Origin of the sequence: Pseudoalteromonas sp. 1CM17D (assembly GCF_023161805.1) — a bacterium.
GTDB lineage: Bacteria > Pseudomonadota > Gammaproteobacteria > Enterobacterales > Alteromonadaceae > Pseudoalteromonas > Pseudoalteromonas atlantica.
In genome coordinates this window covers 237,137-249,285 of the sequence record NZ_JALNTP010000003.1, presented here as the reverse complement: position 1 = coordinate 249,285, position 12,149 = coordinate 237,137, and the positions used below count along the sequence as shown (strand labels likewise).

The window sequence follows — 12,149 nt, the reverse complement described above, 5'->3', positions numbered from 1 at the left end:
AATAGCCAGCAAAAGGAGACCTAATGCAAACACAGCCCGCTAAACCTAACTTAATTTTATTACTCATCTTAGCGTTACTCGTAATATTTTGCCCTATGGCAATTGATATTTATCTTCCCGCTTTTCCAACTATTGCCACGCAATTTAACGTAACCGAACAACAGGTTCAGCAAACGGTGGCTATTTTTATGCTGACTGTGGGTTTAGGGCAATTAATTGCAGGGCCGCTTGCTGATAAGTTTGGCCGAAAGCCGGTAGCGGTTGTAGGTGTTAGCTTATATGCAGGCTCAGCCTTACTTGCCTATATGGCGCCCTCTTTTGCTGTATTAATGTTTGCACGCGCTCTGCAAGGGTTAGGTGCATGTGCTACGTTTGTGGTTGCTTTTGCTATTGTACGTGATAAGTACGGCAGCGAACGCAGCGGGCAAATGATTACCTATTTAAATGGAATTGTGTGTTTTATTCCTGCGCTTGCGCCTATATTAGGTGCTTGGCTTACCGTGCAATTTGGCTGGCGCATGAACTTTATGTTTTTAACTTTGTTTGCGTTAGCGGGCCTGGTCATTACGCTCACCTTATTTAGAGAAACCCGCCCTGCTGATAGTCACTACCAAGGGCATATATTGGACTTACGCCGGTTTGTGCCAATATTAAAAACACCGATATTTTTATTTAATAGCTTACTGTGTATGGTCGCCATGTCGGCGATTCTTGTGTATGTCACCTTGGCACCTGGGTGGATAATTACGCACTTAGGGGGCACCGTTGCCGATTTTACTTTTTGGTTTACGCTCAATGCCGTATTAAGTATTGTAGCCAGCTTTATTACCCCCATTTATATTAAACGTAATAGCCAAAAAGCCCTGCGTGTTGGGGTTACAGTATTGGTGACCTCTGGCATATTAATGATTGCACTTAGCCATATAGAATCGGCCATTGCACTTATGCTACCTATTTTAATTGCAGCACTTGGCTTTGCCCTGAGCTTAGGCTCTGCGGCCGGTATGGCGTTATCGCGCTTTCCAAAACAAGCCGGTACAGCCTCTGCCTTAATTGGTGCTATGCAAATGAGTGGCGCTAGTGTGCTTGTGTTTTTAACGCAATATTTAGGCCTTAGCACACCTTGGCTAATTGCTTTTCATTTATTGTTACTGGCGCCACTTTGGTTAATTTTAATGAGTAAAAAAGCCCATACATTGCACCCGGTTAATACATGATCAACCCTGATTTTTTAGCATCATTTTTACTGGCGAGCTTTTTAATGGCGGTGGCCCCTGGGCCATCAAACGCATTTTTAATGGCGCAAACATTTGCCAATGGCAGAGCGGCAGGTATGCAAAGCGCATTTGGCTTTGCTTTAGGTGGAGTAATACACACATTTTTTGCTGTTATTGGATTAAGCGCAGTGTTAAAAGCCTCGCCCACCGCTTATAGCGCAGTACAGTACTTAGGCGCGGCGTATTTGTGCTATTTAGGGTTTGTGATGATTAAAAGCACTTTTTCGCAGCCAAATACCGCCGATTGCGCTAGTGATGATAAGCCCCATGTAAGCACCAGTAAAAAGCCAAATGTCATGTTTCAAGCCATGATGACCGAGGTATTAAACCCTAAAGTCGCGTTGTTTTTTATTGCTTTTATCCCTCAGTTTGTAGACCCAAGCTTATCATCGGCAACGTTTCAATTAGCATTTTTTGGCCTGCTCTACCCTATTTTTGCTTTCCCAATTGACTGTACGTATATTTACTTTGGCGACAAAATAGCGCAATTTTTCAAAAAATACCCACATAGCCAACTTTGGATAGACCGAGTGACCGGCATGGTATTTATTGCACTGGCCATTAATTTATTATACTAATTACACTAAATTGGTATTACTTAACCAAAGCCTTGGTTACTCAACAAAATAAGATGCAGCATGGAACAAAAAAAACAATCGCTACCCGCTAATAAAAATATTGCCTTAGTTGCGCATGATGGTAAAAAAGCCGCGCTTAAATTATGGTGCGAAAAACACAAAGAAGCCTTAAGCAGACACACCTTATACGGTACTGGCACCACAGGCCATTTAATCGAAAAAACCACCGGGCTAGAGGTTATTCAGCTATTAAGTGGTCCTATGGGGGGCGATCAACAGCTAGGAGCTAAAATTGCCGAGCACGAAATTCATGTATTGGTGTTTTTTTGGGATCCGTTGGCATCACAACCACACGACCCTGATGTTAAAGCATTACTGCGTTTAGCTGCTGTTTGGAATATTCCTGTGGCCTGTAATGAAGTCAGCGCCGACATGTTATTAAGCTCGCCCTTAATGGACACTGAGCTTGAACGTACTTTGCCAGATTACGAAAAATACCTCGCAACCCGACAAATCAGTCTTTAAAGCCTTTTAAGCTACTTATAAAGCATGCTGGCCCATTTTGTTAGGCCAGCCGTTACACTACCAAAGTGATCGCCATTCAGCATTTTAATATCACCTAAATGCTCACTTAACGCGGCTTTAATAAGTGGTGACTGCGCACTCCCCCCTGTTAAATAAATAACGTCTGGGGTGGTTCCTGCATCGGTAATTGCTTGTTTTGCTAACGTTACTATTTGGCTAATACTACTTTCTACTGCAACCGCTAAATCGCTAACCGATAGGTTTTTACTAAGGTCATTATCTAAAAAGCGAAGATCGCAATCAAAAGCATCTGCCGATGAAAGCGCTATTTTAGCCGCCTCACCTTGCTGTACTAACTGATGGCCCTGTTTATTTTGCTGTAGATGAATTAAGCGTTTGAAAAGCGCAGGTGCACTGACATCGCGTAATTGGGCAGTGAGTTCTCGATAGTGGCTTTCACTATAAAACTGACTTTGTAAATTTACATCATTAATTTTACAGGCTTGCCAAAAAGGTTGGTTTGGTAAAGGTAGGCCGGATTTAAAGGTACTGCCTAAACCAAGCAATGGCATTAAACCATGAAAACTAAGCGCTATATCTAAGTCATTCCCGCCAACTCGCTTACCGCTGTGGGCTAAAAAGTCACTATCGCGCTCACTGTTACCTCTAAAGCTTGGCCCCATTTGTACAAACGAGCAATCGCTGGTACCACCGCCAATATCAATAACCAGCACTTTTTGGTCTTCCACTAAACTACTTTCGTAATCAATCCCTGCTGCAAGCGGTTCGTATAAAAACTCAACGTCTTTAAAGCCCGCACGCTTAGCTGCGCGCTCTAAAATACCTACAGCTTGCTGATTTGACTGCTCACCGCCAACAGCCTGAAAGTTAACTGGACGACCAATAACCGTTTGCGTCAATGGGGTTTTAAGTGAAAGCTCTGCGCGTTGCTTTATTTTTAAAATCATTGCCGTAGCAATATCTTCAAAAAAATTAATTTGCCCTTGCTTTAAGCCTGTGGCACCAAAAAACGATTTAGGAGATTTTACAAAGTAGCCTTCTTCAGGAAACTGCACATATTCACTAATGGCTTCACGGCCAATAAAAAGCGTTTCATCTGTAGGTTGTAAATCAAGATCTGACTTAATACGTGGGAGTGTATTTAATAAAGCTTGGCGCTGCGTTAAAAAGTCATGCTCGTGGGCAGTGCCTTTTACATGCTTTGCCACAAAGTCGACAACTAATGCGCTATGGTGCGTATAAAGAGTAGAAGGTAAATAATGTTTTCCTTGCTCAAGTGGCACTAACTGTACTTCCTCTTGCTCCATAACACCCATGGCACAATTAGAACTACCGTAATCAAAACCTACAAACATACTTCACCATACATTAGAAAAAGGCCGCGCAATTTAGCATACTTTGCCAAAATTATAAACGCTAATGACCCTCCCTCACCCTTAAAAAGCTCGCAAATCGTGGTAAGCCATGCTTTGTTAACCCATGGTACCGATACGTTACCGTGCTACCTATAGCCGGAGGTGTTTGGCGCTGTTCGTTACTAAAGCCCGTGCCTATTTTAAATATTTGCCCATGAGGTGTTTTTACTTTTAATGCACCTAACATACCGGTGTATTTTCCTTTACCCGGTAAATGTGCAATAACAACCGCTTCAGCATCAAGGTAGGGCTTTAACTTTAATAATGTATTACTGCGCCCGCTTTTATGTTTAGCATTGGCTAAATGCAGCATCACCCCTTCAGCCCCTTGCTTAGTTAAATCTTCAAAGTACGCTGTTAATTGGGCTGTGCTAGTAAAGCGGTGTTGCTTAACTGCAGTTATATGCTGCTTATTGATTTGTTTTACCAAGGCTTGGTAGTTTTTATAACGCGTACTAAAAGGAAGGGTTGAGTCTGGCATATCAAATATTTGATAGCGTATAGCGTGCCAATCTGAATTACTGGGGCGTTTAGTTCTTACAATCCCACTGACCAAAGAAAATTGAGTGCGCGCTATCCACAGTTCCCCATCTAACCAAACATTTGGTAATGGCGCCGTAAACCAACTCGGGGCGTTAATCGCATTTCCTTTACGGGTAATAAATTTATCGCCCGTCCATATTGCTCTTACACCATCAAATTTTTCACTAACGAGGTATTCACTAATATTGCCATGTTTAGATTCATCATATACTTTTGCCAATAACACCTGAGGCTGCGCCGCAAAAACAAGCGATGAGCCAATTAAGCTGACAATGAAAAGTAAGTACTTTAGCTGAGCCATTACTGCATCCCTGCAAATAAAATAAGGCTTTAACTATAGTTGAGATTCGACCCACTGCCAAAACTCACCTAGGTCAGCCATTTTGTACGTCGCCTTACTAAAGTCATGGTCAATTGTATGATGATTTGCAATCGCAACGACTCTAACCTGTGCATTAGTTGCAGCACAAACGCCCGTAAAGGTGTCCTCTACAGCAATTGCATGCTCTGGGTCTACATGTATGTGCTCAAGCGCTAAAAGATAAGGATCGCCTGCTGGCTTTGGATTTGTTACATCGTCTTTTGTCACTACAGTATCAAATAACTCATAAAAACCTAGCCCTTTTAAAATAGGCATAGCTTCGCTGCGAGCACTACCGGTAACTAACGCCATTTTTAGCCCACTGTTTTTAACAGCGTGTAAGGTTTGCTTAGTAAAAGGCATAACAGGCGGTAAATTAGTTTTTACGTATTCACCAAATAATCGATATTTTTCATCTGCTAAAAACTGTGCACTGACGGCTAAATTATGCTCATTTTTAATATCAATTGCTGCTTCTAGCGTTGGGCGCCCTGAAAAGCGCTGACAAAACTCCACTTCGTTATAACTTACATTGTAGGGTGCAAGCAGCTGGCTCCAGCACTCAAAGTGCATGCTTTCAGAGTCAACTAGCGTGCCATCCATATCAAACAATACTGCGTTTAAGCTCATCCTCATTCCTTAAATTTTGACGTTAAAAAAGGCGCCTAGGCGCCTTTATAATATTATGCTGTCAAGCCAGCAGGTGGCTCAGCAAATGCTTCTTCACCGGTTTCAACATCAACCAATTCGTAGCCTCGGGCTTTGCGCACAACCTTAAGTACTGGTTTTTCTAGCGCCGTTTTTAAACGATCGGCATCAGCTGCTAGCTCATCTAGCGTTGTACCAAAAGGTGCTGCGCCTGTTTCTGACCAATTAGTTACTTTGCCATTTAAGTTATATTCTACTTCGTGTATTTGGTATTGCGCTGCTTCGTCTTTCGTTGCTTCACAAAAAATTACACGGTAGTTCCAAAATCCAGCCATTTTTCTATCTCATCAAAGTTAATTAACGCTACTTTACCAGCTTTATAAAAACATAAAAGCCTGCACAAGGCAGGCTTTTAAAAATTAATAAAATTTAAGGTTATCTTTAGAAGAAGTTAACTTTAAATTCAGCACCAACAAAGCGAGGTTCATTAACAATCCCAGAGTTGTTACTAAAATCTACACCACCAATAAATACTTCTTCATTCGTAATATTGCGGGCAAAAGCAGATACCTCGTATTCGTAATCTCCATCGAACCACTTATAACCAGCACGCACACCGCCTTCAAGCAACGCCTCACCAGTAAACTCTACTGAGTCATATAAAAAGAAATCTATTTCACTACGGTAAGACCAATCAGTGTAAGCATAAAACTCTCCGTCACCAAGTTCTTTAGTATAACGAAGGGTAAAGTTAGCAATCCATTCAGGGGCATGCGGTAAGCTATTTCCATCTAAACTATAACCTTGCTCAGTTAGAGGGTCAGTAATAGTACATGCAAAACAACCAGAAGCGAATAGCTCATCATCCTGCAGTTCTGTATTGTTATAGCTGAAGTTAAACGTCATATCAAACTCATCGTTTAAAACCCACTGCGTATCAACCTCAAAACCATAACCAACTGTCTTATCTGCATTTAATAATCTAGCTGTATTTCCAAATTCACCACCAACAGCTGTTAATTGCTGATCACTCATTTGGTAATAAAAAACTGTTGCATTAACACGGCCACTACCATCTAGAACATCAGATTTAATACCTGCTTCAATAGAGTTTATAGTTTCAGAATCAGCCACAGTAACATCGTCACTAAATAAAATACGGCCCTGAACGCTAGGCGCACGGAACCCATTCGCGGCGCGTACGAATAAATTTACATCATCAGAGTATTTATACGCGGCAGCTAAGTCCCATGAAACGTGGCTATCTTCAGGTGAGACTGATTTAGTTAAATCAGCAATTACAGCATCTGGAGATGAATAACGAGAAGCAGTAAAATCCCTTTCATCATCAGAATAGCGAAGGCCGGCTGTAACCTCTAACTTTTCTGTTAATTGAAACTCTGTTGAGCCAAATAATGCCCAAGCAGTAGTTTCTTGATCTTGTCTAACATACCCTGTCAAAAAGTTTGCGCCTAAACCATCGTAACCGTATGTTTCTATAACTTGATCTTCTTTGTAATAAAAAGCACCAACTTGATAATTAAAATCACCATCAAAATTACTTGATAGACGTAACTCTTGAGAATATTGATCGTGCTCTGGTAATGCATCTGCAGTTTCAGAAGCTAAAAAGATAAAACCTGGACCCATTTCAGGAGTTGGGCATCCCGGGATAAAGGTATTTCCACAACCAAAACCACCATCCACATCTGCTCGAGAATAAATTTCAGCACTTTCCCACCCAGAAATAGAAGTTAATGTATAATCATTAAAATCGTATTCTAGCTTTAGATTTGCCCCTTGACTTTCAACATTTTGCGTCGAATATTGGACAGTATCTTGAGTTATAACCTCTGGATCAAAGCCTGATACAGCGTTGTTTGTTCCGCTTTCAATAGCATTTGCATGAAAAACAATAGGAGAACCATTTAAGTCACGCGTGTGGTAGTTAAATAGAGCATTAAAATTATCATCTTCGTACAAAAATTGTATACGCGCAGCCGTTTCCTGATAACCACCGGTGGCATCATCAATAATATTCCCTTCTAACCTATTATCAATGTAGTCGTCTCGCTCTTGCCTTAAAACAGAAGCCCGCGTCGAAAGTTTATCAGTTAAGCCTGTACTTATAGCACCTTCAAAGTCTATCGAATTAAATGAGCCATACGATAACGAAGCGTACCCCTCTAAATCTTGTGTTGGTCGAGCAGAATCAATTTTAACCAAACCAGCAGGTGTATTTCGTCCGAACAATGTACCTTGAGGGCCACGTAACACTTCAACACGGCCAGTATCGAATACCGGGAAACCTTTTAATATAGGACTTTCTTGAACAATTTCGTCTACAACTAATGATACAGGCTGTGAGGAGTTAAGGTCAAAATCAGAATTACCCAAACCACGAACATAAAAACGTGGAAACGTACGACCATATGAAGATTCAACTGAGAGACTTGGAATTTTCGCATTTAAAAAGCGAATATCCATTCCTGCAGAACTATAAGCATCTAAACTATCACCTTGTAATGCTGATGCTGAAACTGGCACTTCTTGGGCGTTTTCTACACGTTTACGAGCTGTAATCTGAATAACTTCTAGTTGATTGCTTTTTTTAGCGGTATCTTCTTCAGCAGCAAAAGCCGAAACAGATGTACCAGCAGCAGATAGTAGTACTGCATTAATAATGGTCGCTATTGCAGATTTTTTTAATGATTTCATGTCGGGTATAAACCTTTTGTATGCACTCTTGTTCAACGGTTTTTTGTGTTGCGCAATGTATTCATTGCGGGCTCGTACAATTTTTCGCGTCTTGCTTTATGGCGCGCGGACCTCATCACCGAGAGTACAAAAACGGAGTAATGAGGCTGAACGAACGATGAAGATTATACCATCGTATTACAAATTTACTGCATAAATATGTACAAAAAAGTAAACTTTTTTGCAACATTTAACCTCATTTTATAGCTTTTTTACCCGCTTTTAGATGCAAAAGACTAATAATACGGACATATGTCCTTTCTTTCAAAAGCCGCTTTAAAGTAGCAAACTGCGTATTTTTACAAATAAACCCAAACTAGAAACGCGCAGTTAAAACCCGTTAATGCTTGCTAAATTTTTAAAGGCTAAATTCATTGAGTACGCTTTAACGCAATTTCTCCATCAATGTGAATATCGCGCTGTGGAAACGCAATCACCACATCATGTTTTTCAAAAACAGCATAGATACTAAAACGGATATCACTACGTACTTTTCTGAGCATGGTTTCTGACTCTGCACAAACCCAAAAAATTGCATTAAACACCAGTGAGCTATCAGCAAAGTCGTCAAATAAAACAGAGGCTTTTGGATTTGTTAGTATCGCATCATGATCATCAAGCACTTGTTGAATTAACGTTTTAACTAACAATACATCGCTGCCATAAGCAACACCTACGCTAACCGAGGAGCGGGCATTACCGTCTATTAAGGTCCAGTTAGTCACTGTGTTTTCTAACAGTTGCGAATTAGGGATTAACATATGCACACCATCGTTACGGCGAATGCGGGTAGAGCGCGTATTAATAGTTTCTACTACGCCCTTTGCATTACCCACTTCTAAAAAGTCCCCAATACGAATTGGCCGCTCCCACATTAAAATCCAGCCACTAATAAAGTTATTAATAATGTTTTGCGCACCAAATCCAACCCCAATGGCTATGGCCCCTGATACAAATGCAAAGGCCGTAAGCGGAATACTTAAAACCTCTAACGAGGTGAAAATTAATATTGCGATACTCAAAATAAAATAAATGCGCGTAAATAGGTGCACCGCATCTTGGCTGATTTTTTTTGCCAACAGTGTTTTTTTAATAAGTTTGCCAATGCGCGTTACTACAAACCACATAGCAAATAAAATTAAAGGAACTTGTATAACCTTAGCCACAGTGATGTGTACGTCGTTATAGGTAAAAATAACCAAGCTGAGATAATGTTGAATGTGTTCGAGCGTCATGTATTTTCCAAAGTATTATTTATTGTTTGTTATTTGTTCAGTAAAAATAAGTGTGGTTCAGTCTTCGCTAAGCTTAGCACGGCATAATAGTGTTAAAACGCTAAGTTAATAGGTTTAACGTTTTTGTTTAAACAATTTATTAACTCTTTATTGCACCGAGTGCTATATAAATAGTGTACAAGCACTGGAGATTACATATGTCACAACTTACTCTAAATCAAAGACTCGCTACTTTGCAGCCGCAGGTAGATTTAAATTTGTTTGAAAGCAGCCTAGATTACCGCAATAAAATTTTGTGCCTTCTTGCTGAGCAAGAACAAACACTTGCTACTATTAATAAAGAATTTGGCCAGCAATCTAATAGCTTTGGTTCTGAAAAACGCTTTGTTCTTGGCTATAACTAGCCTTTAAAAAACACACACAATACAATATTTAAGTAGCCTTACGTTTATTTTTAAGGCTACTTTTACCTCCAAATCGCATTTTTAGTAGCTAATTTGCGTTTAAATCCCGCTTAATACCGATAAACTTTATTGTATAAACGCCAAAATTTGATAAGTTAACTGGGTTTTCGACTCGAAAAGCCTATTTCGGCTCATCTTTTTATGGAGTTATTATGCGTAAAACACTGATCGCCACTACTATTGCTAGTGCCCTAATCCTATCTGCTTGTTCATCTAACGAAACTCAGAACACAGCTAAAGAGAGCGCAGCACAAGTGCAAGATATGAACGCAAACAATGTATTATTCAAACCAAGCCCATTACAATACATGGCACCAGAGTTTGATAAGTTTGGTACAAAAGACTACGAAGCAGGCTTTGATGCAGGTATTGCTCAGCACACTGCACAAGTTCAAGCAATTGCAAACAACCCAGAACCAGCAACATTTGAAAACACACTTGTTGAGATGGAAAAGTCTGGTGAGTTGTTAAACCGCGTATCTGCTGCTTTTTACAACCTATCGGGTTTAATTTCAGATGACGAATACCAACGTATAAGCAAAAAAATGGCGCCGGTATTATCTGCTCACTCTGATGACATTTACCTAAATGGTGCGTTATTTAAGCGTGTACAAACTATTTACGACAATAAAGATGCGCTTAACGCTGAAGATCAACGCTTAGTTGATTTCTACTATAAGCAATTTGTAAAAGCCGGTGCTAAGTTAAGCGATGCTGAAAAAGCAAAAATGCGTGAAATAAACGCTCAGCTTGCAGAGCTATCTACTGCGTTCTCTCAAAACATTTTAAAATCGTTTAAAGAAGACGTTATTGTTGTTACAGACAAATCTAAACTTGCTGGCCTATCTGAAGGTGAAATTGCAGGCCTTGCAGCCGCAGCTAAAAAAGCAGGCAAAGACGGCTACATGATCACCTTGGTTAATACCACTCAGCAACCTATCTTATCAAGCCTTGAAAACCGTGAGCTACGCGAGCAAATTTTTAAAGCCTCTACAAACCGTGCTGCTAAAACTAACGGCCCTATCATTATTGAAGAAACTAACCTGCGTGCACAAAAAGCAGAGCTGTTAGGCTTTAAAGATTGGGCATCGTATGTAATGACTTCGCGTATGGCACAAACAACCGACAACGTGTACGGTATTTTAGATGACCTTGCACCAAAAGCAGTTGAAAAAGCCAAAGCAGAAGCGGCCGCTATCCAAAAAGTAATTAACGATTCTGGCGAAAGCTTTGAGCTTAAGCCATGGGATTGGGCGTTTTACGCAGAAAAAGTACGTGCTGAAAAGTACGACCTAGATCCTGCGCTAGTTAAGCCATACTTTGAAATGAACTCTGTGATCCATGATGGTTTATTCTTCGCAATGAACAAGCTTTACGGTATCACCTTTAAAGAGCGTAAAGACTTACCTGTTTACCACGAAGATGTAACAGCGTACGAAGTATTTAACGCAGATGGCAGCGCTATTGGTTTATTTTACATGGACCCATACGCTCGCGAAGGTAAGCGTGGCGGTGCATGGATGAGTGCATATGTAAGCCAAAGCGGCTTAAAAGGCACTAAACCGGTTATTTACAACGCACAAAACATTCCAAAACCAGCTGAAGGTGAGCCTACGCTAATGACCTTCGACGAAGTATCGACTATGTTCCATGAATTTGGTCATGCTGCGCACGGTTTATTCTCAAATGTTAAATACCCAAGCCTAGCGGGTACTGCTACAGCACGTGACTTTGTTGAATTTCCTTCACAGGCACATGAAGACTGGATGATTGAACCTACGGTACTTGCTAACTACGCTAAGCATTACAAAACAGGTGAGCCAATTCCACAAGCATTACTTGATAAAGTACTAGCATCGCAAAAATTCAACCAAGGCTTTGGTACTACTGAATACTTAGCAGCTGCTTTACTTGATATGGAATGGCATTCATTTGGTTCTGATAAAAAAATCAGTGATGTTCAAAAGTTTGAAAGCGATGCGCTAAAAGCACACGGTATTGATTACTACCCAGTGCCACCGCGTTATAAATCAAACTACTTTAGCCATACTTTTGCCGGTGGTTACTCAGCAGGTTACTACGCCTACCTATGGACTGAAGTATTTGCAGCCGATGCGTTTGCCCATATGGAAAATAACGGTGGCCTAACCCGTGAAAACGGTGACAAGTTCCGTGAAGAAATCCTATCAAAAGGTAACAGCCGCGACTTAATGCAAAGCTACATTGAGTTTAGAGGCCAAAAACCAACAACAGACGCACTTCTTAAGCGCCGTGGTTTAGTTGATTAATAACCTCGTTTATTAATTTTAACCTTATAAAAGCCCG

The 12,149-nt window shown here is 40.6% G+C and carries 11 protein-coding genes; 5 read left to right on the top strand and 6 right to left on the bottom strand.

Features of this window, described 5'->3' with window-relative positions; genetic code table 11:
- The first annotated feature begins 23 nt into the window (after positions 1-23).
- The 3 genes from MSC25_RS07615 to MSC25_RS07605 are packed head-to-tail and all read left to right on the top strand — an operon-like array spanning position 24 to position 2,380.
- A complete protein-coding gene (locus MSC25_RS07615) occupies positions 24-1,217 on the top strand; it encodes a multidrug effflux MFS transporter (protein WP_248443058.1) in 1,194 nt (397 codons plus the stop codon).
- Positions 1,214-1,855, top strand: coding sequence for a LysE family translocator (locus tag MSC25_RS07610; RefSeq protein WP_154944778.1), 642 nt, complete (start codon positions 1,214-1,216; stop codon positions 1,853-1,855). The genes MSC25_RS07615 and MSC25_RS07610 overlap by 4 nt, the downstream gene beginning before the upstream one ends.
- 60 nt (positions 1,856-1,915) lie before the next feature.
- Positions 1,916-2,380 (top strand): methylglyoxal synthase, encoded by a 465-nt coding sequence (locus tag MSC25_RS07605; protein ID WP_004587385.1) that lies wholly within the window; start codon positions 1,916-1,918, stop codon positions 2,378-2,380.
- Positions 2,381-2,391: 11 nt separating this feature from the next.
- On the opposite strand, the gene yegD is transcribed toward MSC25_RS07605, so the two are convergent.
- From yegD to MSC25_RS07575, 6 genes are all read right to left on the bottom strand, one after another.
- Complete coding sequence (gene yegD, locus MSC25_RS07600) at positions 2,392-3,756, bottom strand: molecular chaperone (protein ID WP_154944780.1); 1,365 nt, start codon at positions 3,754-3,756, stop codon at positions 2,392-2,394.
- A gap of 61 nt (positions 3,757-3,817) precedes the next feature.
- Positions 3,818-4,660 (bottom strand): DNA ligase, encoded by an 843-nt coding sequence (locus MSC25_RS07595; RefSeq protein WP_248443056.1) that lies wholly within the window; start codon positions 4,658-4,660, stop codon positions 3,818-3,820.
- A gap of 33 nt (positions 4,661-4,693) precedes the next feature.
- Entirely contained in the window at positions 4,694-5,350 is a 657-nt protein-coding gene (locus MSC25_RS07590) for an HAD family phosphatase (protein ID WP_096042066.1), read from the bottom strand.
- 53 nt (positions 5,351-5,403) lie between these two features.
- Positions 5,404-5,703 (bottom strand): hypothetical protein, encoded by a 300-nt coding sequence (locus MSC25_RS07585; RefSeq protein WP_004587389.1) that lies wholly within the window; start codon positions 5,701-5,703, stop codon positions 5,404-5,406.
- Between the two features lie 106 nt (positions 5,704-5,809).
- Positions 5,810-8,086, bottom strand: a complete 2,277-nt coding sequence (locus tag MSC25_RS07580; RefSeq protein ID WP_248443053.1) for a TonB-dependent receptor — start codon at positions 8,084-8,086, stop codon at positions 5,810-5,812.
- 410 nt (positions 8,087-8,496) lie between these two features.
- Positions 8,497-9,360: a mechanosensitive ion channel domain-containing protein gene (locus tag MSC25_RS07575; protein WP_024034237.1), complete on the bottom strand. Its 864-nt coding sequence runs from the start codon at positions 9,358-9,360 to the stop codon at positions 8,497-8,499.
- Positions 9,361-9,557: 197 nt separating this feature from the next.
- Between MSC25_RS07575 and MSC25_RS07570 the strand changes: the two genes are divergently transcribed.
- The gene (locus tag MSC25_RS07570; protein ID WP_004587392.1) at positions 9,558-9,764 is read left to right on the top strand and encodes a hypothetical protein; all 207 of its coding nucleotides are present in this window, start codon (positions 9,558-9,560) and stop codon (positions 9,762-9,764) included.
- Between the two features lie 212 nt (positions 9,765-9,976).
- A complete protein-coding gene (locus tag MSC25_RS07565) occupies positions 9,977-12,112 on the top strand; it encodes a M3 family metallopeptidase (RefSeq protein ID WP_096042068.1) in 2,136 nt (711 codons plus the stop codon).
- Positions 12,113-12,149 lie beyond the last annotated feature (37 nt).

What these genes read in the sequence shown, in the direction of transcription:
- MSC25_RS07615 (WP_248443058.1), top strand. Translation starts at nt 24, where the DNA reads ATGCAAACACAGCCCGCTAAACCTAACTTAATTTTATTACTCATCTTA.
- MSC25_RS07610 (WP_154944778.1), top strand. Translation starts at nt 1,214, where the DNA reads ATGATCAACCCTGATTTTTTAGCATCATTTTTACTGGCGAGCTTTTTA.
- MSC25_RS07605 (WP_004587385.1), top strand. Translation starts at nt 1,916, where the DNA reads ATGGAACAAAAAAAACAATCGCTACCCGCTAATAAAAATATTGCCTTA.
- yegD (WP_154944780.1), bottom strand. Translation starts at nt 3,756, where the DNA reads ATGTTTGTAGGTTTTGATTACGGTAGTTCTAATTGTGCCATGGGTGTT.
- MSC25_RS07595 (WP_248443056.1), bottom strand. Translation starts at nt 4,660, where the DNA reads ATGGCTCAGCTAAAGTACTTACTTTTCATTGTCAGCTTAATTGGCTCA.
- MSC25_RS07590 (WP_096042066.1), bottom strand. Translation starts at nt 5,350, where the DNA reads ATGAGCTTAAACGCAGTATTGTTTGATATGGATGGCACGCTAGTTGAC.
- MSC25_RS07585 (WP_004587389.1), bottom strand. Translation starts at nt 5,703, where the DNA reads ATGGCTGGATTTTGGAACTACCGTGTAATTTTTTGTGAAGCAACGAAA.
- MSC25_RS07580 (WP_248443053.1), bottom strand. Translation starts at nt 8,086, where the DNA reads ATGAAATCATTAAAAAAATCTGCAATAGCGACCATTATTAATGCAGTA.
- MSC25_RS07575 (WP_024034237.1), bottom strand. Translation starts at nt 9,360, where the DNA reads ATGACGCTCGAACACATTCAACATTATCTCAGCTTGGTTATTTTTACC.
- MSC25_RS07570 (WP_004587392.1), top strand. Translation starts at nt 9,558, where the DNA reads ATGTCACAACTTACTCTAAATCAAAGACTCGCTACTTTGCAGCCGCAG.
- MSC25_RS07565 (WP_096042068.1), top strand. Translation starts at nt 9,977, where the DNA reads ATGCGTAAAACACTGATCGCCACTACTATTGCTAGTGCCCTAATCCTA.